Origin of the sequence: Streptomyces sp. TRM64462 (assembly GCF_013362995.1) — a bacterium.
Lineage (GTDB): Bacteria > Actinomycetota > Actinomycetes > Streptomycetales > Streptomycetaceae > Streptomyces.
In genome coordinates this window covers 13,934-38,472 of sequence record NZ_JABWDV010000109.1, presented here as the reverse complement: position 1 = coordinate 38,472, position 24,539 = coordinate 13,934, and the positions used below count along the sequence as shown (strand labels likewise).

Below are 24,539 nucleotides of genomic sequence, written 5' to 3'. Positions count from 1 at the left end.
CCTAGTGCTGGAAGACGGCGGCGGCGAAGGACTGGCCGAGCCCGGCCGAGGTCATCAGGTAGTGGTCGCCCGGCTTGAGCAGCCCCAGGTCGCGCACCGACCGGTAGTTGATGAACGGGTCGGCGCAGAAGCAGTGGGCGGTGGCCGCGATGTTGTCCAGGAACATGGCGCCGGCCGGGATGCCGAGGTTCTTCGCGGCGACGGTCCAGGAGACGCGGTTGACGTTGTGCGGCAGCACCAGCGCGAGATCGCCCACGCCGATACCGGCCTCACCGAGCGCGGCGGTGACGACCTCTTCCAGGGCGTCCTGGTAGATCCGGACGGCCTCCTTGGCGAGGTCGCCGACGAGGTCGATCAGCCCGTCGTCGCGGCCGTGGATACGGGCGGCGTAGCCGAGCATCCGGTCGCGGCCGCCGCCCGGGCCGACGAGGACGGCGGCGGTGGCCTCGCTCATGATCGACACGTCGGCGACCCACTGCGAGAACGGCGTGAGCGTCTTGTCGCCCGCGAGGATCAGCGCGAGCGCGTCGGGGTCGCCGTCGGCCTCCAGCAGCGTCCCCGCGAGATCCAGGGCCAGCAGCCCGGTGGCGCACCCGTGATCGGCGACGGCGAACGTCCGGGCATGCCGCAGCCCGAGCGCGTCCCGTACGTCCCGCAGCGGATTGACGGGATAAGGCGCGGTGGTGCGAAGCCCCTTGGCCCGGATCACATACCGGACCCGGTCCTCCTGCCCGGCCAGCCCCTCCAGCTTGCCGGCCGCGGCGAGCAGCAGCTCGCTCTCCGGCCGCTCGGGTGCCTTGCAGATCCGGTCCAGCCCGTACAGCCGGGTGAACCTCTTCACCTGCTGGTCGCTGAGACCCAGCGCATCCTTCAACGCGTCCACCGGCACGGTCTCCGGCAGATGACTCGACACCGCCACCAATGAGGTCATGCGCCGCACGCTAGGCAGCCGGCCTGACACCCCACTGACACCGGGCTGACGGACGAGGGGGGCTCCCCGGGCGATGCCCGGTGGCGGCGGCCGGACTAGGCGGTCCTGTCCTGCTCCCTGAGCCGCTCCAGCTCGATGCCGTGCTCGCTCATCCGCACGCTGACGACTCCGGCCGTGACGAGAGCGGTGCCGGCCAGCGCGAACGGCAGAGACGCGGCGAGGAGGGTGACCGCGACGGGCCAGTCACGTTCGCCGGTGGCGCACAGGCCGTCGTACACGACACGGTGACGGTCGAAGGGCGCCGAGCAGTCGGTCTGCCTCTGGTAGCCCTCGATGCTGTACGAGGTGAACAGCAGCACCGCGAGCCAGAGCCACAGCGCACCCGCCGCCGACAGCAGGACGACACCCCAGGTACGCAGCCGCCTGGACCGCTCACGGAAGCCGAGATCGTGTGTGGAGGCGCGCATGGGCGTCACTCTACGCACGTACCGGTCACTGGTGACTGACGCCCTGGTGGTTTGAGCACGCGTACTCATATGGGCGGTCGTCAGCAGCCCGCATGTTACGGACATGCGATCAACTTTCCTCCCGAAGTCCCTGCTGGCGGCCGCGCTCGGCGGCGGCGTCTCGTCCTGTCCGGCTTCGGCACGCAGAACGCCACCGCCGATCAGACCCCCATGGTGATGACCGCCGCGTCGACCGACGACGACGAACCGGAGGCGCGGTTCCTGGAGATGACGGACCTCATCTCGCAGAGCTGCGCCTCCGACGTCTCCGTCAGCGCCGATGAGTTGGCGTCGCCCTCCGCGGCCGGCACCACGGCGGCGGAGCCGACCCCCGACTCCACCCTGCCCGTCCTGGTCGACCCGGTGCCGCTGACCTCGACAGAGGAGTGCGCCGCCCAGAGGCACCAACTGCGCATCAACAGGGCGTTCTCGGGAACGGACACGGCCACGTACGAGGAGCTGCGGCACAAGCTGACGACCCTGAACTACCCGGCGGCGCGCATCCACCGCATGCCGAACTCCTCGGGCGAGCCCGTGGCAAGACTCGACCTGCGCGTCGGGGCCGAGCACTTGGCTCTGGAGGTCGCCGACATCAACAACGGCGTGATGGCGGAGGAGTTCGGCGCTCCGGAGGGCGTGAACGTGACCGAGGTGCGTCTGGAGCCGCAGCTCGACCCGCCCACATCCTGAGGCACCGCACCGTGATCAGGCCCCCGGGGCGCCGGTGGCCTTCGTAGGGGGCCGGTGTGCAGCAGCAGCCCTTGCGCCGCCAGGGCATGCTGCGGGCGCGCCGAAGGCCCCGACGCCATCGCTGCCGGGCTCCTCAAGGGCGGCCCCGCGCGGAGATCGGTTCAGCAACTACCGGTGGCAGTGAGCCTGCTCGACCTGCTGGAGGATGCGGGGAGGCCGGCGAGGGGATCGGCCGGTCCCGCTGCGGCTCGCGCTCCTGACAGGGGCGCTCGGGCCGGACGCTTCACCAGTAACAACTCGTCGTGGGCCATCGAGATTCCCGCTCGCGCTGTGACATTCCCCCAACGCTCCGCGCCTTCCAGCCAGCCGGTCACCAGCGCATACTCCAGAGCCGCCACGCCTTGAACTGAGGCTGGACGATGGCCTACCGGATGGAGCTGATGGAGAAGATGACATCGCACACGGTCTCGGCGGCGGCCGCCGGCACATGGATGCTCGGTGACCTCCAGGTCAACCGGATCGGTTTCGGGGCCATGCGCCTGACCGGCAGCAGCGCCTTTCACCAGGGCACGCCCCGCGACCGCAGCCAGGCGATCCACGTGCTCCGCCGCGCAGTCGAACTCGGCGTCAACCACATCGACACCGCCGCCTTCTACTTCTCCCGGCTACGCTCCGCCAACGAACTGATCAACTCGGCGCTGGCGCCCTACCCGGACGATCTCGTCATCGCCACCAAGGTGGGCCCGGCCAGGGATGCCAGCGGCGAGTGGGCCACCTCGGCGCGCCCCGAACAACTGCGTGGCCAGGTCGAAGAGAACCTGCGCCAACTCGGCCGCGACCACCTCGACTTGGTCAACCTGCGCCTCATGGGCCAGGACGACATCAGCGAGCACTTCGGAGCCCTCGCCGAACTGCGCGACACCGGACTCGTCCGCCACCTCGGCATCTCCGGAGCCCGACCGGAGCACCTGGCCCAGGCCCGAGCAATCGCACCGGTGGTCTGCGTCCAGAACCGCTACGGCATCGACACACCCCATGGGGAGGAGATGCTCCACGAATGCGCAGCACGCGGCATCGCGTTCGTGCCCTTCTTCTCCATCGCCGGCAAGGGCCGCGAGGCCGGAGCCGTCCAGGCCGAGCACGATGAAGTCCGCGCCGTCGCCCGCGCGCACGGAGTCTCACCGGCACAGGTTCGCCTGGCATGGACCCTGCAGCAAGGCGCACACGTGCTGGCCATCCCCGGGACGGGCAACCCCGAGCACCTCGTCGCCAATGTGGCAGCGGGCGCGCTACGGCTGGCCGAGGAAGAACTCCGACTGCTCAACTCGATCGACCGCACTGCAACCTGATTTCGGCCCCGTTGCCCGTGCTTGAGCAGGCCCCGTACCGGCCCGTGATCGGGGAGACAGACCCTAGGCGCCGCGCGACAAGTGGACGGCGCGGTGCGGGTGTCCCGTTCCAGGAACTCATTACTGAAGCGGAACCTTCCCCGCCATCGCGTCGAGGAACGTCACCTCGACACCGGCAAGGTACTGCTCACGCTCGACAAGGAAGCGCCTGGTGTGCGGCTGTGCCTCGTGGGCGTCGAAGGCCGCGCGGTCCGCATAGAGCTCGTAGAACACGCGCACCAGCGGCTCGCCCTCGGGCTGGTGGATGACGTAGGTCAGCGTGCCCGGTTCGCTCGACTTGACCCCGTCCAGGGTGCGCGCGCACAACGCGTCGAACGCCTCCGCCGCCAGATCGTCGCGCAGCGCGAAGCGGACGACCAGACCGAACCCCTCGCTCATGTGCACTCCTCTCTTCTTGACTCACACGGCAGCATCTCGCCCTGCCAGGCCGGCTCTCGGACCTCTCTGCGGGGACTTCGGTGGCACACGCTCAAAGTTTGCTGTCACAGGACACCATCTCCTTCGGGAGCCGAGGAAACCGGTGGCCAGTTCGGACGCTGGTGGTTCCGGTGGGCGCCCATGGCTCTCCTGGGATCTCGCGGCTCGCTGGGGGCTTTCGGTGCGTAGCAGGGTGAACACGCCCGAAGTGCTGTGCTGCCGGTCAGGTCACGGTCACTGACCAGGCGCCGCGCGACAGGCGGACGGTGCCGTCGGGGTCGATTCGCACCCGGGCGCCGTACACCGGTAGTGCGCCTTCGCGGTTGAGGCGGTGCCGGATGCGTTCCAGCTCGTCCCACAGCCGTCGCGGGCCGGCCTGGTGGACGGTGGGGGAGTCCAGGAAGCCGGGGGCCTCGGCGCGGGCCCAGGAGCCGTCTTCGTGGAGCATCCATACCGTACGGCGGTCGCCTTCCGCGGCCTTGCGGTAGTCGATGCCGGGGATCGTGAGCTCCAGCATCGACCAGACGTCCCAGGCGTCCGGTGGGTACAGCAGCGGGTAGCGGCTGGTCGTCACCTCCTCGCCGTCCGCTTCCTTGGTCTTCTCCCACAGTGCGTCCGTCGCACGCGGTGCGTAGTCGTCGCCGTGGCGGGTGCGCATGAACCCCGCCCGGTCCTGCGGGACGTGGCCGACCGCGCTGCCGTCGGCGGTCTTGTCGGCGACGACGATCAGACCGGTTCCGGCGAGGGTGGTCACCAGCCGTCCGCCGGGCCGCAGAGCGGCGAGCATGGCGGCCGGTACGGGGCGTACGGACACCGTGGACACGATCCGGTCGAACTCGCCGGGGAGGATGTCGGTGATGTCGCCGACGCCCATGTGCGGGCGCAAGCCCATTGCGTCGAGCCGGTTCCCCGCGGCCTCGACGAGGTAGGGGTCGACGTCGATGCTCGTCACGCGGTCCGCGCCCAACCGCCTGCACAGCAGTGCCGTGCCGTAGCCGGACCCGGTGGTGACCAGGACCCGCGAGGTGTCCGTGACCATCGCGTGCCGGTACATGCCCACGACCAGGACGGGGAGAGTGGAGGACGAGGTCGGCCGCCCCTCGGTGGTCTGCCCCGGTTCGGCGTGGTCGGCGTGCAGCGGCCCCACCCGGGTCACCAGGGTGTCGTTCGCGTACGTGGCGTGCATCCACGCCTCCGGGTCCGCCGCGCCGTCCCGCGCTACGTACCGGCCGTCGCCGGCGGACTCCCACCAGCGGGGCACCAGGAGGTGACGGGCCGTCGTCGCGAGCGGCGAACGCCACCGCGACTCGGGCCGGACCAGTTCCGTGGCCAGCCGCTCAGCGTGTGTCAGCCAGTCCATGCGTACGCGCCTCCTAGGTGTATTTCGGGTTGCAGGCCGGAGTGCGGGACGGGTCGCAGTCGTTGGAGTCCGCCGGTGTACAGGCCCCGGCCGCGCCCGGCGACGGCATGCACGAGTCCTCGTCGGGCGTGCACCCGCGTCCCGTACGGCGTGGCGGGATCGTCGCCGCGATCTCTGCCCACGGGGAGGACGCGAACACTTCCGCCAGGCCCTGAGTCCGCACGTTCCCGGCTGGAAGGAACCGCCCCAGCACGCAGGGGGTCACCTGTCCGTCCGGCATGATCGCGGCCCGGCCGCGTGCGCAGTTGCCGCACAGCTCCGACGTGCTCGGGAGCAGGGTCTTCGACGCGTTGCCGACCCCGCGCACGCGGTCGGTGTTGATGTCCTTCACACCGAGCGATTCGAGGTCTGCGCGGGCCTGGTCGACGCGCTGTCCGTCGAGGACGTCCACGATGCCCACCTGCACGTGGATGCCCCGGCGCAGGGCCTCGATGATGTTCGCGCGGGTCGCGGTATGGCTGCCCTTGCGGCCGGTCACGCGCTCGTGGTCCGCGGCCTGATCGCTGTAGTACGACGTGGCCAGGCTCACGCGCGGGTGCTCGAAGAGGGCCCAGTGCTCCAGCTTCACGCGGTACAGATTGCTGTAGACCTGTACCCCGAGCCCCTCGCCGAGAGCGTGCCGTACGAGCCCCGCGAAGTGCGGGTGCAGGGTGGGTTCGCCACCGATCATCTGGATCTTTTCCACACCGATGGCGGCGGCATCGGAGATCACGCGCCGCCAGTCGTCGGCGGTCATGGCGCCATGGCTCTTCGTGGGTCCCGCCTCGGCGTAACAGTGGCTCGGGCAGGTGAGCTGACACCGGCCGGTGATCTCCAGCTCAAGAAACGTCGGGGTCGCGGGCTTTGCGAGTGCTTCAGGAGCGATCGTCACTGAGTTTTCCTTCTCGGTCTGTGTCGAGGTGACCTGCCGGGGCCTCGCCGCTCACAGTCGGATCTCTTCCGGCTGCATGGCCAGCGGCGCCCAGGAGAACCGGACGACCACGGTGTCCGCGGCCAGGGCGGCGATCTCCTCGTAGCGCCGCTCGTGCAGCGACTCGGGTGCGATGCAGGCGGGCCATCGAGTGACGACGACATCGATCTCGTCATTGGCGGCCATGGCGCGGACCTGCCGCCATCCGTCGCGCTTCGCGGGGTCGGCCTCGCCGTACGGGTCGGTGATCTCGGCTACGACGGCCAGGCCGTGAGAGCGGGCGAACTCCCGCCCCTCGGTGAGGGCCCGTCCGACCGCGTCAGACTCGCCGGTGGGCCGCGCAACGCACACGTACGTCGCCGCACGGGCCGTGCCCTTGGCGATCGCTGGTGCGTATTCAGCAACGGGGACACTCATCGAGCCGGCCTCCAGTCCGAGCCGTACGCAGCGTCGGCAAGGCCCTGCCGACGGACCCTCTGCGCCGGTGTCCGGCGCGGCGGGGCCTCCGGGGCGAGGTCGGGCCTCCGGGTTGCGGCGAGGAAGGCGCCCTGCTCGCTCAGCAGCGCGCGGACCGCGTCGTATCCGCCCTCGATCGCGGCGAGCATGGCGGGGCTGTAGGTGACCACGCCACGCACCGTGCCGGTCGCCAGGAGCGACAGGACGCGGGCCCAGCCGGGACGGGACACCAACGGGATCAGCCGGTCGGTGTCTGTCACGGCCTCGACAGCGTCCCAGTCGCGGGCCGTGGCGTACTGCCTGCAGTAGTCGGAGAGCAGATCGACAGTGGGTGCGTCACCGGCCGCGACGTAGAGGGCGACGGGCACGCGGCCCGGGGTATCAGGGTTCATGTGCGTAACCATGGCGCCACGGACGGCGAGCATGAAGAAACGGGGCGGACGGGTTCGATGATCTGTCAGATTCGAAGCCGCCTGCCCCGTACGACTGTTGGGCGTTCAACGGGCCGCAGTCGTCCGCCCCGTACCAGTCACAGGGCTGTCCTGGCTGTCGCGGGCGGGAACCCGTCCGCACCGCTCGCCGGCACCCCGATCAGCTCCGACACCCGCCTCAGCCGTGCCGTCGACGCCTTCCCGACCTTCTGCACGATCACACCCGGCAACGTCTGGTGCCGCCCCCACTCCGGCGCCGCCCGCAGTGCCGTCTCCAGAGTGTCGAGGGAGGCGTCCCACATCTTCGCGTCGGCCTGGGCCATGGCCTTGTCCATGGCGTACCGGTTGCGCGCCGCCTGACTGAGCTGCGAGACGTCACGAATCGAGTCGGCGAGCGCGAGGGCCTTACCGGCCTGCCCGAGGGCGACGTTGATGCCGACGGCCTGGGTCGTCGCCGTCACCGGACCGAACAGCGTGCCGTGCGCCCGGTACTCTCGCCCCATCCGCGCACCGGCGGCGTGGGACTGCGACAGGAAGTCGGCTGCCCGCTCTTTGTCACCCATGCGAGACGCCACCACAGCGGCGAAGTTCACGTGAGACCCGTACACGGTCATGTCGTCCGGGGTCGCCGTGGAGAACCGCGGCTCGGTGTCCACGGCCGCCCTCTCCGCCAACCGCAGTGCCTCCGGCAGCCGTGCGTCCCGCAGGTACACCCACGCCCGCCCGGAGGCCACCAGGGCGCCGCGCAGGTCGTCCGCCGCCTGCTGGGCGTACCCCTGGGCGTGCCCGATCGCCGCGTACGCCAGGTCCCGGTTCCCCATCAGGTTCGCGACGTACCCGGCGATCCGGTACGCGTCCGACAGGACCCCCAGGGCGGGCGCCCGCTCGCCGTCCGGCCGCGTGTGGACGAGCGCGGCGGCCGAGGTGAGGAACGGCGCCGCGACCGCGCCCGCTTCGGTGTAGTGGCCCTTCCAGTACAGGTCCCAGCAGCGGGCCGTGATCTTCGTCAGCTCGTCCAGCGTGGGCGCCTCCTCGATGTCGCCCAGGACGCCGGCGGCCGTGTCGTGCACTGCCCGGGACAGGGCCCTCATGACCGTCCGGTCCGTCCGGTCCATCGCCCGGCGCGGGGCCTGCTGACCCAGGATCACCGACGTATCCACCCGAAGGGCGTCCGCGATGGAGAGAAGGGTGGGCAGCGTCAGCGCCTTGTCCTGCTCGGCCTTCTGGATCGTGACGACGGAAAGGCCGGTCATCTCCGCTAAGTCCGTCTGCCGGATCTCCTTCCCCCGGAGAATCTTGATTCGCTCACCTGTCGTGTAATCGGACCACTGAGCCATGATCGCGGTGCCCCTTCCGGTCGTTTCCGCCTACATCGGAAGGTACCCGCGTCCCGGCTCCTGGGGACACGCTTCGCCCGCCATCGTCGGGTACGCCCGCCACCGCGCCCTGATCAGGCCCCGGGCGTCAGTCGCAGCAGGCGCAGGGGGCAGGGGTCTTCGTGGGGGCCGGTGCGCAGCAGCCCTTGCCGTGCCAGGCGTCGCGGCCCTCCTTGACCGCGACCGCCGCGATGACCAGGGCGGCGAGCGGGTCCGCCCAGGACCAGCCGAGCGTGGCGTTGAGGGCCAGGCCGATCAGGAGCACCGCGGACAGGTACGTGCACAGCAGGGTCTGCCGGGAGTCCGCCACCGCGCTCGCGGAGCCCAGTGCGCGGCCGGCGCGGCGCTGGGCGGTGGACAGGAACGGCATCACCGCCAGGGAGAGGGCCGCCAGCACGATGCCGGTGAGGGAGGACCGTGCCTCCCCGGTGCCGGACAGGGCGCGGGCCGCGTCGACCGTGACGTACGCCGCCAGGGCGAAGAACGAGACCGAGATGATGCGCAGTGTGGTCTTCTCCCGTGCCTCGCGCACGGCGTGGTCGGTGGCCGAGAACTGCCAGGCGACCGCGGCGGCGGACGAGACCTCGATGACCGAGTCCAGGCCGAAGCCGATCAGGGCCGTGGAGGAGGCGATCGTGCCTGCGGTGATCGCGACGACCGCCTCGACGACGTTGTACGCGATGGTGGCGGCGACCAGCAGGCGTATCCGCTTCGCCAGCGCGTCGCGCCGGGCCGGGGCGGCGGGGCCTATGGAGATGTCTGCGGCCATGTCAGCAGCAGCCCTTCTCCTCGGCGTCCGCGCAGGTGCGGTCGGCCTCCACCGCCACGATCGCGGTGCGCAGGTCGTCCAGCGCGTGCCCCAGCCGGGCGTCGGCCAGCTCGTAGCGGGTGCGGCGGCCGACCGGCACCGCGACCACCAGGCCGCAGTCGCGCAGGCACGCCAGATGGTTCGACAGCCGCGTGCGGGAGATCCCGAGCCGGTCGGCCAGGTCGGAGGGGTGCGCCGGGGCCTCGCGGAGTGCGAGCAGCAGGCGGCAGCGGATCGGGTCGGCGAGCGCGCGGCCGAACCGCGCCAGCACCTCGATGTCGGAAGCGAGAGTCAGCACGGGAGCTGACTATACAGGTTCTGCTGAATTCAGCGGAGCCTGGATTCAGGGTGCGTGGGTCTCGGTCAGTTGGGTGTCAGCCGGCCGTCAGTGGCGTTTCCGAGCATGTGCGGTGTCCGTATTCGCCGTGTCAGGGAGCGTGGAACACATGCCGGTGTCGCAGTCGGGGCCGGGGCCGGTGGCCCGGCCGACGTTCGCCGTGATTCCGGGGGCGCAGGTCAATGGCGTGCTCCGCGGGCGGGAGAAGCAGGTCATCGACCTGGTGGAGGCGGCCTACCGGCTGCACGGGGCCGGCGGGACCGTCAACCCCGACTCGTACTTCCTGCGCTTCCCCGACCGTCCGGACGCGCGCATCATCGCCCTCCCCGCCTCGCTCGGCGGCGACGCCGACGGCCGCGGCGCCGTGGACGGCATCAAATGGATCTCCAGCTTCCCCGGCAACGTCGCCTCCGGGCTGCCTCGGGCCTCTGCCGTACTGATCCTGAACGATCCCGCGACCGGCTATCCGTACGCGTGTCTTGAGTCGTCCGTCATCAGCGCTGCCCGGACCGCCGCCTCTGCCGCGCTCGCCGCCGGCGCGCTCAGCCGCGCCCGTGGCGACGCGTCGAGGCCCCGGCGGGTCGGGTTCATCGGCGCCGGGCTCATCGGGCGGTTCATCCATACGTATCTGGACGCTGCCGGGTGGGAGTTCGACGAGATCGGCGTGCATGACCTGAAGGCCGAGCATGCTCAGCAGTTCCAGGGGTATCTGGAGCGGGGGCGCGGCGGCGGCGTCGGCCGTGTCGTCGTGCACGACACGGCCGAGGGGCTCATCCGCAGCAGTGATCTCGTTGTTCTCGCCACCGTCGCGGGCTCCCCCTATCTGCACGACCCCTCCTGGTTCTCGCACGCGCCGCTCGTGCTCAACGTGTCGCTGCGCGACCTCGCCCCCGAAGTCGTGCTGTCCGCCGTGAACGTGGTGGACGATGTCGACCACTGTCTGAAGGCCGACACCTCCGTGCATCTGGCCGAGCAGCTCACCGGGAACAGGGACTTCCTCAGCGGCACGCTCTGTGACGTGCTGACCGGGGCCGTACGGCCCGAAGCCGGGCGGCGGCCGCTGGTGTTCTCGCCGTTCGGGCTCGGCGTCCTCGACCTCGCCGTCGGCAGGTTCGTGTACGACGCGATCGCCCGCAGCGGCGAACTCGCCGTCACCGACGGCTTCTTCGATGAACTCGACCGCTATGGGAAGAGCTGAGCTGCGGCGTAGCGGCCGCGGGTGGGAGTCGTCCTGTGCCTGTCATATCCGCCCCCCAGGAGTTCAACGTCGACGACCTCTACGTCGACCTCCAGTGGATCTCCGGTCGTCCGCTCTACCTCAAGTGCGAGGGCTTCAACTTCGCCGGGTCCATCAAACTCAAGGCCGCCGCCGAAATGATCGCCATGGCCGAGCGCAGCGGCGAACTGCACCCCGGTGACATGCTCGTGGAGAGCTCGTCCGGCAACATGGGCGTCGCCATCAGCCTGCTCGCCAGCAGCAAGGGCTACCGCTTCACCTGCGTGACCGACAGCCGCTGCACCCTCGGCGCCCGCCGTCTCATGGAGGCCCTCGGCACCGAGGTCCACGTCATCACCGAACCGCATCCCCAGGAGGGGCTGCTCGGCGCACGGATCCAGCACGTCCAGCGGCTCGTCGCCGACCGCGCGGGACACGTCTGGCTCAACCAGTACTTCAACCCCGGCAACTGGCTGGCCCACTTCCAGACCACCGGGCCCGAGGTCCTGAAGAGCTTCCCCGAGCTGGACGTGATGTTCGTCGGCGCCGGCACCACCGGCACCCTCATGGGCACCGCCCGCTACCTCCGCCAGGCCAAGCCGTCCGTACGGATCGTCGCCATCGACTCGGTCGGCTCCGTCACCTTCGGCACCCCGCCGGGCCCCCGCTCCATCCCGGGCCTCGGGACCGGCGTACGCCCGCAGATCCTCGACGAGTCGTACGTCGACGACGTCGTGCACGTCGCCGAGACCGACACCCTGCGGGTCTGCCGCAGCCTCGCCGACCGCGGCTTCCTGTTCGGCGGCTCCACCGGGACCGTCGTCAGCGGCGCCCTCCACTGGCTGGACGAACGCGGCGGCGGCGACGGCCTCACCGCGGTGGCGATCGCGCCCGACCTGGGCGACCGCTACCTGGACACCATCTACAACGACCAGTGGGTCGAGGAGATCTACGGCACCGGCGTCCTGGACGCGGGCCCCCACGGCCACGCCCCGGAGCACCCCGGCGCCCCGAGCCTACTGAGCAGGGGAACCCCATGACCGACACCGCCGACCGCACCGAGGCCGCGACGCAGGAACTGCCGCTCACCGCCGGGCAGGCCGACATCTGGTTCGACGAGCAGCTCTCCGGCGCCGGCCTCGCCTACAACACCGCCGGCTACCTCGACATCCGCGGCCCGCTCGACCCCGCCCTCTTCCGCCGCGCCGCCTCCCGGCTCGCCGAGGAGGCGCAGTGCATGCGCTCCCGGTTCGTCCTCGATGACGAGGGTGGGCGACCCGGTCAGCGCGTCGAAACGCTGGCCGAGCTGCCCTACCGCGAGCTTGACTGCCGTGACGCGGCCGATCCTCTCGCCGCTGCGCGCGACTGGATGGGGCGCGACCTCGACACTCCCTTCACGCTCGACGACTTCCCGCTGTTCCGGCTCGCCCTCCTGCACGTCGGTGACGGCCGCGCGCTGTTCTACATGTGCATCCACCACTTCCTGTGCGACGGCTACAGCCAGGTCGTGTTCTGGCGGCGGCTGAGTGAGATCTACGGCGCGCTGCTCACCGGCGAGGACGGCGACGGCCTCGACGCGGGTGTTCTGCCGCCGCTCAGCGCGCTCATCGACGCCGAGCGGGCGTACACCGAGTCCCCCCAGGCCGAGCGCGACGCCGCCTACTGGGACGCCCGGTTCCCCGCCACGCCCGAGCTGGTCAGCCTCTCCGACGGCGAGTCCGAGCCCCGGCCCGGCTTCGTCCGCGACGCGTTCACGCTGCCGCCCGCCACCACCCGCGCCCTGCGCGAACTGGCCCAGCAGTCCTCCGTGACCTGGCCGACCGTCGTCATGGCCGCCGTCGCCGCCTACACGCAGCGCCGCACCGGGCAGCGCGACGTGCTGCTCACGGTCCCCGTCACCACCCGCGTCGGCGCCCTCATGCGCGCCGTCCCCGGCATGGTCGCCAACACGCTGCCGCTCGCCCTGCGCATCGACCCGTGGACCACGCGCGGCGAGCTGCTGCGGCAGGCGTCCCGCGAGTTCACGCGCGTCCTCAAGCACCAGCGGCACCGCGTCAGCCGCATCCGCCGCGCCATGGGCCTGCACAGCGACGACCGGCGCCCGTTCGGGCCGCTCGTCAACATCCTGCCGCAGCAGACCAGCATGGCCATCGGGCCCTGCGACGTCACCGTCAACAACCTGTCCACCGGACTCATCGACGACCTCGAACTGACCGTCGTCGACTCCGCCGACGGCGGCTCCACCGTGCACCTCAGCGGCAACACCGGGCTCTACGGCCAGGACGAGATCACCGAGCACGCCGCCGAACTCGGCCGGTTCCTCGAAGCGTTCGTCTCCGCCGGCTCCGACACCCCGCTCGGACGGATCAGCACCCTCGACGCGGACACCGTGCGCGCCCTGCTCGCCGCCGGCGCCGGGCCCGTCGACACCACGCCGTTCGAAGGCGTCGTCGTCCGCGTCCGCCGCGCCGCCGACACATACCCGGAGGGCGTCGCCGTCGTCGACCACGACGGCGAACTCACCTACCGGGCACTCGCCGGCCGGGCCAGCGCCCTGTCGCGGCGCCTCGGCACCGGCACCACCGCCGTCCTCGCCACCCCGGGCGCCGGGTTCATCACGGCCGTACTCGCCGCGCTCGGCGCCGGAGGCTCGTACGTCCCGCTCGACCCGTACGCGCCCGAGGCCCGGCTCGCGGACCTGCTGCACGACAGCGGCGCCACCGCCCTCGTCACCGACGACGCGCACCGCGACCTCGCCGCCCGCGTCGCCGAACGCGCCCGCACCGGCGCCCGGATCGTCGGGCTCGACACCGCCGAGGACCCGCGCGACGCCCTCGCGGAGCCCCGCGGCGGCGACATCGACCTCGCCTACACGATCTTCACGTCCGGCTCCACCGGCCGGCCCAAGGGCGCCATGGTGCACCGCGCCGGCATGGCCAACCACCTCCTCGCCAAGATCGAGGACCTGGACCTCACCGAAGCCGACACGCTCGTCCAGAACGCGCCCGTCTCCTTCGACATCTCCGTCTGGCAGATGCTGGCCCCGCTCCTCGTCGGCGGCCGCGTCCGCGTCGTCGACCGGGCCACCGCGGCCGACCCCGAGCGGCTGTTCCCGCTCACCGCCGAGGAGGGCGTCACCGTCCTGGAGGTCGTCCCGTCCCTGCTGCGCGCCGCCCTCGACGCCTGGGACGAGACCGGCGTCACGCCCCGCCTGCCCTCCCTCCGCTGGCTCATGGTCACCGGCGAGGCCCTGCCCGCCGACCTGTGCGACCGCTGGGCCGCCCGCTTCCCCGCGATCCCGCTCGTCAACGCGTACGGGCCGACCGAATGCTCCGACGACGTCACGCACGCCGTCCTCGGCCCCGGCGACGTCCCCGCCGGCCGCGCGTCGGCCCCCATCGGCCGTACGGTGCGGAACACCCGCCTCGTCGTCCTGGACGACGAGCTGCGCCCCGTACCGCTCGGCACGCCCGGTGAGCTGTACGTCGCCGGGGCGGGCGTCGGCCGCGGCTACCTGGGCGACCCGGTGCGCACCGCCTCCGTGTTCGTGGCCGACCCGTACGGGCCGCCCGGCACCCGCATGTACCGCACCGGCGACCGCGTCGTCCTGCACCCCGACGGGCGGTTCGAGTTCCTGGAGCGCCGCGACCACCAGGTCAAGGTGCGCGGCCACCGCATCGAGCTCGGCGAGATCGAGGCAGCGCTGCGCGCCCTCGGGCCCGTCCAGGACGCCGCCGTCACCGTCCACACCGACCCGGCCGGGCGCAAGAGCCTCACCGCGTACGTCGTCGGGTCGCCGGACATGGACCTGCGGGACCTGCTGGCCGAGCGGCTGCCCGCGTACATGGTGCCCGCCCGGTTCGTGGCGCTCGACGCGCTGCCGCTCACACCGCACGGCAAGGTGGACCGCAAGGCGCTGCCCGCGCCCGACTTCCACGCCCCGGAGCGCGAGCAGACCGCGCCGAACGGCCAGGCCGAGGAGATCCTCACGGCCGCCATGGCCGAGGTGCTGGGCCAGGCCGCCGTCGGCCCGGACGACAACTTCTTCGCGCTCGGCGGCGACAGCATCAGCGCCATCCAGGTCGTCGCCCGCGCACGCCGCGCCGGGCTCACGCTCAGCGCCCGCGACGTGTTCGACCACCGCACCCCGGCCGCCATCGCCGCCGCCGTGCCCCCGCCGCGCGCCGCCGCCCGCGCGGCGGCCGCCGCGGACGACGGCACCGGCGAGACCGAGCTGCTGCCCGTCGCGCACCAGCTCCGGGAGACCTTGGAGGCCCCGGAGACGCCCCTCGACGCGGTCCCGGACGCACCGGGCCTCGGCGGCCCCGCCCGCGAGTACAGCCAGTACGTCGCCGTCCAGGTCCCCGCCGGCGCCACGCCCGAGCTGCTCACCGCCGCGCTCCAGGCCGTCCTGGACCGGCACGACGCCCTGCGCCTCCGCCTCACCGTGCCCGTACCGGGCCTGTGGACGCTGGAGGTCCGCCCGGCGGGCGAGGTGCGCGCCGACGCCCTGCTCGTCCACGCCCCGGCGGCCGCCGGCACCCCGCTCGCCGAGCAGCTCACCGCCCACACGGACGCCGCGCGCGCCCTCCTCGACCCCGAGGGCGGCACCGTGCTGCGGGCCGTGCACCTCGACCCGGGGCCCGGGCTGCCCGGCCGGCTCGTCCTGGTCGCCCACCACCTGGCCGTCGACGGCGTGTCGTGGCGGATCCTCGTACCCGACCTCAAGGCCGCGTACGAGGCGGCCGCCGCCGGCCGCGCCCCCGGCCTCGACACCGTACCGACCTCGCTGCGGCGCTGGTCCCGGGAGCTGTCCGAGCACGCCCGCAGCAACCGCCGCGTCGGCGAACTGCCCCTGTGGCGCTCCCAGCTGACCGGCAACGACCCGGCGCTCGGCGCCCGCCCGCTCGACCCGGCACGCGACACGCACACCACCGCGCGCCGCCTCCGCGTCGAACTGCCCGCGGCCGCGACGTCCGCGCTGCTCACCGGCGCCCCCGCCGCGCTGCACGCCGACATCAACGACGTCCTGCTCACCGGCCTCGCCCTGGCCGTCGCCGACTGGCGGCGCCGCCGCGGCGCACCGGACGCCGGGCTGCTCGTGGAGATCGAGGGCCACGGCCGCGAGGAGTTCACCGACGAGCAGGACCTGTCCCGCACCGTCGGCTGGTTCACCAGCAGCTTCCCCGTACGCCTCGAAACCGGGGCGGACACCCGCGGCGACGCCCGCGCCGACGTCGGTGCCGCGCTCAAGCGGGTCAAGGAGCGGCTGCGCGAACTCCCCGACCACGGCATCGGGTTCGGCCTCCTGCGCCACCTCAACCCGCAGACCCAGGGCGTACTCGCCCGCTTCCCCGTCCCGCAGATCGGCTTCAACTACCTCGGCCGCTTCGGCGCCCCGAGCACCGGCACCCCCGGCGACTGGTCACTCGACGGCTCCGACGCCGTCGTCGGCCTCGGCGCACACCCCGACACACCCCTGCGCCACGTCGTGGAGCTGTCGTCCGTCGCCGAGGAACGCGCCGAAGGCCCCGTCCTCGTCGCCGAATGGGCGTACGCGGGCGAGCTGCTCACCGCAGCGGACGCCGAGGAACTCGCCGACGGCTGGTTCCGCGCCCTGGAGGCCCTCACCGCGCACGCCCGCACCGGCGCCGCCCACGGCCGCACCCCCTCCGACTTCCCGCTGGTCCGGCTCGGCCAGCAGGAGATCGAGGAGTTCGAGCGCGCCATCGGCCCGCTCGCGGACGTCCTGCCCGCGTCACCGCTCCAGCAGGGCCTGCTGTTCTCGGCCGAGTACGACACGGACGACGTCGACCCGTACACGCTGCAGATCGGCGTGGACACCGAAGGCCCCCTCGACCCGGCCGCGCTGCGCGCCGCCGCCGACGCGCTGCTGCGCCGCCACCCCAACCTGCGCGCCTGCTTCCCCGACCGCCCCAGCGGCGGCGACCGGGTGCAGGCCGTCCCGGAGACGGCGGCCGTCGGCTGGCGCGAACTCGACCTCACCGGCCTGCCCGACGAGGAGCGCGCCGCCGAACTGGACCGGATCACGGACGCCGAACTCACGCACCGCTTCGACGTGCGGCGCGCCCCGCTCGTCCGGTTCACGGTCGTCCGCACGGGGGAGCGCAGCCACCGGCTGCTGTGGTCCGTGCACCACGCACTCGTCGACGGCTGGTCCATGGCCGTGTTCGCGCAGGAGCTGTTCACGCTGTACGCGCGGTACGCGGACGGCGCCGACGACACCGCCGCCGCTGCGGCGCTGCCCGAGGCCGCCCCGTACCGGACGTACGCGGCCTGGCTGGCCGGGCGTGACGAGAGCGACGCGCGGGCGGCGTGGAAGACCGTGCTCGACGGCGTCGACGAGCCCACGCGGCTCGTCCAGTCCGCCGCGCCCGCCCGCGACACGGGCCGCACCGTCCCCGGCGAACTCCTCACGGACGTCGACGAGGACCTGACGGCCCGGCTCACCGCCTGGGCGCGGGAGCGCGGCCTCACCCTCAACACCGTCGTCCAGGGCGCCTGGGCGGTCCTGCTCGGCCGGCTCACCGGCCGCCGCGACGTGGTGTTCGGTGCCGTCAACTCCGGGCGGCCGGCCGACCTCCCGGGCATCGAGTCGATGGTCGGCTCGTTCCTCAACACCCTGCCCGTACGCGTCGTGCTCGACCCGGCGCGCACGCTCCCGGACATCCTCTCCGGCCTCCAGGAGCAGCAGTTCGCGATGGCCGAGCACCAGCACCTTGGCCTCGCCGAGGTGCAGCGGATCACCGGCGCCGGAGACCTCTTCGACACCGTCGTCACCTACAACAACTACCCGATGGCCGACGTCGGCGCCCTCAGCGGCCTCGTACCCGGGTTCACCTTCCACGGCAGCCACGCCAAGGTCGTCGCCGAGTACCCGTTCGCGCTGTCCGTCTACCCCGGCGACCGGCTGCGCCTCCAGGTCCAGTACGCGCCGGACGCCGTCGGCCGGGACCGCGCCGAGGAGATCACCGCCCGGTTCGTACGGCTCCTGCGCACCGCCGTCGAACGGCCCGACGAACCGGTCGGCCGCCTCGACGTGCTCACCGCCGACGAGCGGCGCACCCTCCTGGGCGACTGGGCGGGCCGGATCACCGCCGCGCCGCGCACCACGGCCACCGCCCTGTTCGAGCAGTGGGCCGCCCGCACACCCGGGGCGCCCGCCGTCCTGTACGACGGTGAGGAGATCCCGTATGAGGAGATCAACGCCCGCGCCAACCGCCTCGCCCGGCTCCTCGCCGCCCGGGGCGTCGGCCCCGAGCAGCTCGTCGCGCTCGCCCTGCCGCGCACCCCCGACATGGTCGTCGGCGCCCTCGCCGTGCTGAAGGCGGGCGCCGCCTACCTGCCGATCGACGCGGCCTACCCGGCCGACCGGATCGCCTACATGCTGGCCGACGCCGCCCCCGCCGCCCTGGTCACGGTCGCCGAACTGGCCCTGGACCTGCCGTCCGGCGACACGGACGGCACGGGCGGTACCGACGGCACGGACGACAGGGGTGACAGGGACGGCACCGACCTGATCGTGCTCGACGGGGACGCCACCGCCGCCGCGCTGGCGGACCTCCCGGCCGGCGACCTCACCGACGCCGACCGCACCGCGCCCCTGCGCCCGGACAACGCCGCGTACACCATCTACACCTCCGGCTCGACCGGCCGGCCCAAGGGCGTGGTCGTGGACCACGCCGGGTTCGCCGCGATGGTCGCGGCGCTCACCGAGCGGTTCGGGCTCAGCGAGGAGACGCGGGTCCTGCAGTTCGCGTCGTTCAGCTTCGACGCCTCCGCGTGGGAACTCGGCCTCGCCCTCTTCAACGGCGGCGCCCTCGTCATCGCGGACGACGAGTGCCGCGACCCCGGGCAGCCGCTCGTGGACCTCATCAACGACTGCGGCGTCACGCTCGCCGGGCTGCCGCCGGTCGTCGCGGGCGCCCTGCCCGAGGGGGCGGCCCTGCCGGCCGGGCTGACCCTGGCCGTCGCGGGCGAGGCCTGCCCGCCGGAGGTCGTGGCCCGCTGGTCGCCGCGCGTACGGATGTTCAACGGCTACGGCCCGACCGAGGCCGTCGTCGCCTCCACCGTCGGCGGGCCGCTGCGCACGGGCGAACGTCCGCCGATCGGCCGCCCCACGGCAGCCCACCGCGTGTACGTGCTCGACCGCGACCTGCGGCCCGCGCCCGTCGGCGTCCTCGGCGAGCTGTACGTCGCCGGGGGCCTCGCCCGCGGCTACCTCGGCCGCCCGGGCCTCACCGCCGCCCGGTTCGTCGCCGACCCGTACGGCGCCCCCGGCAGCCGGATGTACCGCACCGGTGACGTCGTGCGGTGGCTGCCCGACGGGCAGCTCGACTACGCGGGGCGCAGCGACGACCAGATCCAGCTCCGCGGCTACCGCGTCGAACTCGGGGAGATCGAGGCCGCCCTGGCCGCGCACCCCGGGGTCGCCGCGGCGGTCGTCACCGTCCACGAACCGGGCCCGGGCGACAAGCGCCTGGTGGCCTACCTGGTCCCGGAGGGCCCGGGCGACGCCGCGGGCACCGGTTCCGCGGGCACCGGTTCCGCGGGCACCGGCTCCGCGGCCAACGGTTCCGCGGCCAACGGTTCCGCGGGCGCCGGCTCCGCGCTGGTGGACGCGGTGCGCGACGAGGTCGCGGACGTGCTGCCGCAGCACATGGTGCCGTCCGCGTTCCTCGTGCTCGACGCGCTGCCGCTGACCACCCAGGGCAAGGTGGACCGCAAGGCGCTGCCCGTGCCCGAGAGCGCGGGACGCGGCGCCGCCGGCGGCGGGCGGGCGCCGCGGACACCCGTGGAGGAGATACTCGCCGGGCTGTTCGCGGAGATACTCGGCGTCGACCGCGTCGGCACCGACGAGGACTTCTTCGCTGCGGGCGGGCACTCGCTGCTCGCCACCCGCGTGGTGAGCCGGGCCCGCGCCCTGCTCGGCGTCGACCTGCCGATCCGGGCGCTGTTCGAGGCCCGCACGGTCGCGGGGCTCGCGGAACGGGTCGCGGAGGCGGCGGCGGGCGCGTCCGGCGCCGCGGGGGCGCGCTCCGCGCCGCGCCTCGCGCCGCGTGACCGTGCGGGCGACCGGGTGGGCGACCGGGCGGGCGACGTGGCGCCGCTGTCGTACGCGCAGCAGCGGCTGTGGTTCGCCAACCGCCTGGAGCAGGGCAACGGCAACCGCGGCACCTACAACGTGCCGTTCGCGCTCCGCCTCACCGGCACCCTCGACGTCCAGGCGCTCCAGGCCGCCCTGAACGACCTGGCGGCCCGCCACGAGGTGCTCAGGTCCGTGTTCCCGGCGCCCGACGAACTGCCCCTCCAGCACGTCCTGACCGCCCCGGCCGGCGACCCCGTACTGACCGCTCGTCAGGTCGCGCGGGACGCGCTGCCGCAGGCCCTGGCGGACGAGGCGGAGCGCGGCTTCGACCTCACCGCCGAACCCCCGCTGCGCGCCCGCCTGTTCACGACAGCGGAGGACCCGGGGACGTACGTCCTGCTCCTCGTCTTCCACCACATCGCCTTCGACGGCTGGTCCATCGGCCCGCTGCTGCGCGATCTGACCGCCGCCTACCGGGCCCGCGCCGCCGGCGGCAGGGAGCCGTCCTGGGGCCCGCTGCCCGTACAGTACGCGGACTACGCGGTGTGGCAGCGGGAGCTGCTCGGCTCCGCCGACGACCCGGGCTCGCTGCTGTCGGGCCAGCTCGACCACTGGACCCGCGCCCTGGCCGGGCTGCCCGACGAGCTGCCGCTGCCCCGCGACTACGCGCGGCCGCCGGTCGCCACGCACAGCGGCGGCGGCGTCGAGTTCCACCTGGAGCCCGCGCTGCACGCGGCGCTCACCGGCATCGCCCGGGACTCCGGGGCGACCCTGTTCATGGTGCTCCAGGCCGCGTTCGCGACGCTCCTCACGCGGCTCGGCTCCGGCACCGACATCCCGCTGGGCAGCCCCATCGCCGGGCGTACGGACGAGGACCTCACCGACCTCATCGGCACCTTCATCAACACCCTCGTCCTGCGCACCGACACCTCCGGCGACCCCGCCTTCCGCGACCTGGTCGACCGGGTCCGGGAGACCAACCTCGCCGCCTACGCCCACCAGGAGCTCCCCTTCGAGCAGATCGTCGACGCCCTCCGCCCGGCCCGCTCCCTGGCCAGGCACCCGCTGTTCCAGGTGATGCTGGTCCTCCAGAACACGGACTCCGGCGCGCGCCCCGAACTGCCCGGCCTGGAGCTGTCGGCCGAGCCGGTGCCGCAGCGCATGACCAAGTTCGACCTGCGGCTCCAGTTCGACGAACCCGACGGCGCATCCGGGGACAGCGCCAGCTCCAGCTCCAGCTCCCGAGCCGGGCGGCTGCGCGGAGTCCTGGAGTACGCCACCGACCTGTTCAACCGGTCCACGGCCGAAGGCCTCGTCGACCGTCTGCTGCGGGTGCTCCGGGCCGTGGCCGCCGACCCCGGCGTACGCCTCTCGGCCATCGACCTCCTCGACGGAAAGGAACGGCAGCGCGTGCTGACCGACTGGAATCCCACGGAACCCGAAACGGTGACGGACACCCTGCCGGAGCTCTTCGAGGCCGCCGTACGGCGCACCCCCGACGCCCCGGCCCTGGTGGCCGCCGACACCACCCTCACCTACCGCGACCTCGACGACCGGGCCGAGCGTCTCGCCCGGCACCTGCGGGCGCACGGCGCCGCGCCCGAGCGGATCGTGGCGCTCGCGCTGCCCCGAGGCCCCGAACTGGCCGTCGCCCTGCTCGCCGTCCTCAAGTCGGGCGCCGCGTACACCCTGCTGGACCCGGCGCTCCCGGCCGGCCGCATCGAGGCGCTCGCCGCGCAGTCCCGCCCCGCCGCGGTCGTCACCACGCCGGGGGCCGCCGCCAAGATGCCGCCGGGCACGCCCCGGCTGGTGCTCGGCTCACCCGCGCTGGACGAGGAGCCTCAGGCGCCGGAGCGGCCTGCCGACGCCGTCGCTCCCCGGCCCGGGCACCAGGCGGCCGTCGTGTACGCGGCGGACGCCGACGGGCGGCTCCTCGGCACGGTCGTCCAGCACGGCGCGCTCGCCGGGCACGTGGCCCGCGCGGCGGCCGAGGCGGCCGAGGAGGCTCCGGCCGTGCCGCTGCCCGCGCCGCTGAGCTTCACCGGCCTGGTCGCCGGCCTGTTCGCGCCGCTCGTCTCCGGCCGTACGGTACGGATCGACGCGCCCGGCGGGCGGCACCTGGCGCTCGTCGACGGGGCGCACACCGTCGACCCCGACGACCGCGTCCCGGCCGGCGCCTTCGCCGGCGGCCGCCCCGCGGGGCCCACGCGGGCGTACGTCCTGGACGAGCGGCTCGCCCCGGTGCCGCCCGGCGGCATCGGTGAGCTGTACCTCGGCGGCGGGCTGGTGGCCCGCGGCTACCTGGGCCGGCCGGGTCAGACCGCCGCGCACTTCGTGGCCGACCCGTTCGGCCCGGCGGGCGCGCGGATGTTCCGTACGGGCGAGCGGACGCGCTGGACCGAGGACGGCACGCTCGCCCCCGCGGAGCCGACGGAACTCCGCCCCGCGGAGGCCACCGAATCCGGTGCCGAATCCGGTGCCGCGGCCGGTGGCGCGGCTGGTGGCGCGGCTGGTGGCGCGGCCGAGGCTACGGCCCCGCGCACCCGCCGCGAGGAGGTCCTGTCCCGCGTCGTCGCGGAGGTCCTGCGCCGCGAGACCTTCTCCGTCGACGACAACTTCTTCGACAACGGCATGGACTCCATCCGCTCCATGCAGGTCGTCGCCCGCGCCCGCAAGGCCGGCGTCGACATCAGCATCGCGGACGTCTTCGCCCACCAGACGGTCGCCGCGCTCGCGGCCGAGGCCGACCGGCGTGAGGCCCCCGTACGGCAGGACCCGCCGCGCGGCTCGGTCATCGACGAGGTGTTCTCACAGCTCGGCTCACCGGACTCACCCGACGAGAACGACCCGTTCGCGACCGTCGTCACCCTGAAGCCGACCGGCAGCAGGCCCCCGCTGTTCTGCCTGCACAGCGGCGTCGGCTTCGCGCTCCCGTACGTCGGGCTCGCCCGGCACGTCGGGGACGACTACCCGATCTACGGCATCCAGGCGCCCAGCATCACCGAACTCGCCCCGCTGCACGCGACCGTCGAGGAGATGGCGGCCGCGTACGTGAAGCTCATCAAGCAGGTGCGCCCGCAGGGGCCTTACCACCTGCTGGGCTGGTCGTTCGGCGGCTGTCTGGCGTACGAGATCGCCGTGCAGCTGGAGGAGGGCGGCGACGAGGTCGGCCTGGTCGCGGACCTGGACTCGTACCCGCGCACCCCGGAGGAGGAGGTCGGGGACGACCAGACGCTGCTGGGCTGGGTCGTGGAGCTGGTGGGCGAGGACAAGAGCGCGTTCGCGGGCCGCGAGCTGACGGCGGCGGACGTCGTGGACGTCCTGCGGCGCGGCAACAGCCCGATGGCGGGGCTCGGCGAGGACCGCGTCCTGGCGATGCTGGAGACGATGCGCAACAACGGCAAGCTGATCGGCGGTTACGAGCCGCGCACCTTCGGCGGGCGGATGCAGCTCTTCGTGGCGTCGGCCAACCTGACGGACGACGAGGTCGCCGCGCGGACCGCCGTGTGGGCACCGCACGTCGCGGGCGGCATCGACGTCCACCGGGTGCCCTGCGCGCACGACTACATGATGCACCCGGACGCGCTCGCGCTGATCGGCACCGCCGTGGCCGCCGAACTCCAGCGGCTGCACCTGACCGCGGCCATGGGCGCGCCGACAGGAGCAAAGGCATGACGACGGCCGTAGTGCCCACCCTCTCCCACACCGGCCTGGCCGCCGTGGCCGCGGAGACGGCGGCGGTGGCCGGCCGGCGGCTGCGCCATCTGCGCATGGCGCCCGGCCGGTTCCTCGGTATCACGCTCAACCCCCTGCTGACCATGCTGGTCCTGGGCTTCCTCCTGGAACGGTCGCTGACCGTGCCGGGCGGCGGCGCCTACCAGGAGTACCTGTTCGCGGGCGTGGCCGTGCAGGCGGGGCTGGCAGGCATCGGCCCGACGGCGATCGCCGTAGCCGGAGACATGCGCGGCGGGGTGATCGACCGATTCCGCTCGATGCCGGTATCGCGCGGCGCGGTCCTGTTCGGCCACACACTCGCGGACTGGCTGGTCGGCCTCGCGGGCCTGGTCCCGGTAGCCCTGTTCGGCCTCCTACTGGGCTGGCGCCCGCACACCGGCCCCGCCGGGATCGCCGCAGGCTTCGCGCTCCTCGCCGCCTTCTCGTACGTGATGCTGTGGGTGGGCGTCCTGCTGGGCCTGGCCTCGCGCAGCCTGGAGACCATCAGCTCGCTCACACCCCTGGTGGTCACCGTCCTGCCGTTCCTGTCCAGCGCCTTCCTGGCCCCCGAGAACCTGCCGGCCGGGCTGCGCACGGTCGCCGAGTGGAACCCGGTGAGCGCGGTCGCCCAGTCGTGCCGCGACCTGTGGGGCAACCCGGCGGCAACGGGCGCCGGCTTCGCGGCCACCCACCCGGTGGCCGTGGTCGCCCTGACCCTGGCCGCGGTGTTCGTGGTGGCCTGCCCCCTGGCCCTCCACCGCTACCGCACGGCGGGCCACTGACCGGCCCACGTCCCCCCCTGAACCCGG

At 73.2% G+C, this 24,539-nt stretch carries 16 protein-coding genes; 6 read left to right on the top strand and 10 right to left on the bottom strand.

Annotated elements, in window-relative coordinates; translation table 11 throughout:
• Nucleotide 1: 1 nt before the first annotated feature.
• A complete protein-coding gene (locus tag HTZ82_RS05300; protein WP_175408096.1) occupies nt 2–931 on the bottom strand; it encodes a 3-oxoacyl-[acyl-carrier-protein] synthase III C-terminal domain-containing protein in 930 nt (309 codons plus the stop codon).
• 95 nt (nt 932–1,026) lie between these two features.
• The gene (locus HTZ82_RS05295; RefSeq protein WP_175408095.1) at nt 1,027–1,398 is read right to left on the bottom strand and encodes a hypothetical protein; all 372 of its coding nucleotides are present in this window, start codon (nt 1,396–1,398) and stop codon (nt 1,027–1,029) included.
• A 210-nt stretch (nt 1,399–1,608) separates the two neighbouring features.
• Between HTZ82_RS05295 and HTZ82_RS05290 the strand changes: the two genes are divergently transcribed.
• A complete protein-coding gene (locus HTZ82_RS05290) occupies nt 1,609–2,127 on the top strand; it encodes a hypothetical protein (RefSeq protein WP_217623686.1) in 519 nt (172 codons plus the stop codon).
• Nucleotides 2,128–2,576: 449 nt separating this feature from the next.
• Nucleotides 2,577–3,476 (top strand): oxidoreductase, encoded by a 900-nt coding sequence (locus HTZ82_RS05285; protein WP_175408110.1) that lies wholly within the window; start codon nt 2,577–2,579, stop codon nt 3,474–3,476.
• A gap of 120 nt (nt 3,477–3,596) precedes the next feature.
• Here the strand turns inward: HTZ82_RS05285 and HTZ82_RS05280 are convergent, their stop codons facing one another.
• The 8 genes from HTZ82_RS05280 to HTZ82_RS05245 form a co-directional block, all read right to left on the bottom strand.
• Nucleotides 3,597–3,914, bottom strand: a complete 318-nt coding sequence (locus tag HTZ82_RS05280) for a putative quinol monooxygenase (protein WP_175408093.1) — start codon at nt 3,912–3,914, stop codon at nt 3,597–3,599.
• Nucleotides 3,915–4,176: 262 nt separating this feature from the next.
• Nucleotides 4,177–5,313, bottom strand: coding sequence for a protein-L-isoaspartate O-methyltransferase (locus tag HTZ82_RS05275; protein ID WP_175408092.1), 1,137 nt, complete (start codon nt 5,311–5,313; stop codon nt 4,177–4,179).
• 13 nt (nt 5,314–5,326) lie between these two features.
• A complete protein-coding gene (locus tag HTZ82_RS05270; protein WP_175408091.1) occupies nt 5,327–6,244 on the bottom strand; it encodes a radical SAM protein in 918 nt (305 codons plus the stop codon).
• Nucleotides 6,245–6,295: 51 nt separating this feature from the next.
• On the bottom strand, nt 6,296–6,700 hold the full coding sequence (locus tag HTZ82_RS05265) for a hypothetical protein (protein ID WP_175408090.1): 405 nt from the start codon (nt 6,698–6,700) through the stop codon (nt 6,296–6,298).
• Nucleotides 6,697–7,131, bottom strand: coding sequence for a hypothetical protein (locus HTZ82_RS05260; RefSeq protein WP_175408089.1), 435 nt, complete (start codon nt 7,129–7,131; stop codon nt 6,697–6,699). Before HTZ82_RS05260 ends, HTZ82_RS05265 begins: the two co-directional genes overlap by 4 nt.
• Nucleotides 7,132–7,268: 137 nt before the next feature.
• The gene (locus HTZ82_RS05255; RefSeq protein ID WP_175408088.1) at nt 7,269–8,507 is read right to left on the bottom strand and encodes a helix-turn-helix domain-containing protein; all 1,239 of its coding nucleotides are present in this window, start codon (nt 8,505–8,507) and stop codon (nt 7,269–7,271) included.
• Nucleotides 8,508–8,634: 127 nt separating this feature from the next.
• On the bottom strand, nt 8,635–9,315 hold the full coding sequence (locus HTZ82_RS05250) for a cation transporter (RefSeq protein WP_175408087.1): 681 nt from the start codon (nt 9,313–9,315) through the stop codon (nt 8,635–8,637).
• Between the two features lies 1 nt (nt 9,316).
• Nucleotides 9,317–9,652 carry a helix-turn-helix transcriptional regulator gene (locus HTZ82_RS05245; protein WP_175408086.1) on the bottom strand — a complete coding sequence of 112 codons (336 nt, stop codon included), beginning with the start codon at nt 9,650–9,652 and terminating at the stop codon, nt 9,317–9,319.
• 148 nt (nt 9,653–9,800) lie between these two features.
• Between HTZ82_RS05245 and sbnB the strand changes: the two genes are divergently transcribed.
• Genes sbnB through HTZ82_RS05225 form a run of 4 tightly spaced genes read left to right on the top strand, consistent with a single transcriptional unit; the run spans nt 9,801 to nt 24,512 of the window.
• Nucleotides 9,801–10,889: a 2,3-diaminopropionate biosynthesis protein SbnB gene (gene sbnB / locus HTZ82_RS05240; RefSeq protein ID WP_175408085.1), complete on the top strand. Its 1,089-nt coding sequence runs from the start codon at nt 9,801–9,803 to the stop codon at nt 10,887–10,889.
• 35 nt (nt 10,890–10,924) lie between these two features.
• Entirely contained in the window at nt 10,925–11,947 is a 1,023-nt protein-coding gene (sbnA, locus tag HTZ82_RS05235) for a 2,3-diaminopropionate biosynthesis protein SbnA (RefSeq protein WP_175408084.1), read from the top strand.
• The gene (locus tag HTZ82_RS05230) at nt 11,944–23,691 is read left to right on the top strand and encodes an amino acid adenylation domain-containing protein (protein WP_175408083.1); all 11,748 of its coding nucleotides are present in this window, start codon (nt 11,944–11,946) and stop codon (nt 23,689–23,691) included. Before sbnA ends, HTZ82_RS05230 begins: the two co-directional genes overlap by 4 nt.
• Nucleotides 23,688–24,512, top strand: a complete 825-nt coding sequence (locus HTZ82_RS05225; RefSeq protein WP_175408082.1) for an ABC transporter permease — start codon at nt 23,688–23,690, stop codon at nt 24,510–24,512. Before HTZ82_RS05230 ends, HTZ82_RS05225 begins: the two co-directional genes overlap by 4 nt.
• The last annotated feature ends 27 nt before the right edge of the window (nt 24,513–24,539 follow it).

Excerpts from the sequence above, each read along its gene's own strand:
- HTZ82_RS05275 (WP_175408092.1), bottom strand. The coding sequence starts at position 5,313 with ATGGACTGGCTGACACACGCTGAGCGGCTGGCCACGGAACTGGTCCGG.
- HTZ82_RS05255 (WP_175408088.1), bottom strand. The coding sequence starts at position 8,507 with ATGGCTCAGTGGTCCGATTACACGACAGGTGAGCGAATCAAGATTCTC.
- HTZ82_RS05260 (WP_175408089.1), bottom strand. The coding sequence starts at position 7,131 with ATGAACCCTGATACCCCGGGCCGCGTGCCCGTCGCCCTCTACGTCGCG.
- HTZ82_RS05295 (WP_175408095.1), bottom strand. The coding sequence starts at position 1,398 with ATGCGCGCCTCCACACACGATCTCGGCTTCCGTGAGCGGTCCAGGCGG.
- HTZ82_RS05290 (WP_217623686.1), top strand. The coding sequence starts at position 1,609 with ATGGTGATGACCGCCGCGTCGACCGACGACGACGAACCGGAGGCGCGG.
- HTZ82_RS05285 (WP_175408110.1), top strand. The coding sequence starts at position 2,577 with ATGACATCGCACACGGTCTCGGCGGCGGCCGCCGGCACATGGATGCTC.
- HTZ82_RS05300 (WP_175408096.1), bottom strand. The coding sequence starts at position 931 with ATGACCTCATTGGTGGCGGTGTCGAGTCATCTGCCGGAGACCGTGCCG.
- HTZ82_RS05265 (WP_175408090.1), bottom strand. The coding sequence starts at position 6,700 with ATGAGTGTCCCCGTTGCTGAATACGCACCAGCGATCGCCAAGGGCACG.
- HTZ82_RS05225 (WP_175408082.1), top strand. The coding sequence starts at position 23,688 with ATGACGACGGCCGTAGTGCCCACCCTCTCCCACACCGGCCTGGCCGCC.
- HTZ82_RS05280 (WP_175408093.1), bottom strand. The coding sequence starts at position 3,914 with ATGAGCGAGGGGTTCGGTCTGGTCGTCCGCTTCGCGCTGCGCGACGAT.
- sbnB (WP_175408085.1), top strand. The coding sequence starts at position 9,801 with ATGCCGGTGTCGCAGTCGGGGCCGGGGCCGGTGGCCCGGCCGACGTTC.
- HTZ82_RS05250 (WP_175408087.1), bottom strand. The coding sequence starts at position 9,315 with ATGGCCGCAGACATCTCCATAGGCCCCGCCGCCCCGGCCCGGCGCGAC.
- HTZ82_RS05230 (WP_175408083.1), top strand. The coding sequence starts at position 11,944 with ATGACCGACACCGCCGACCGCACCGAGGCCGCGACGCAGGAACTGCCG.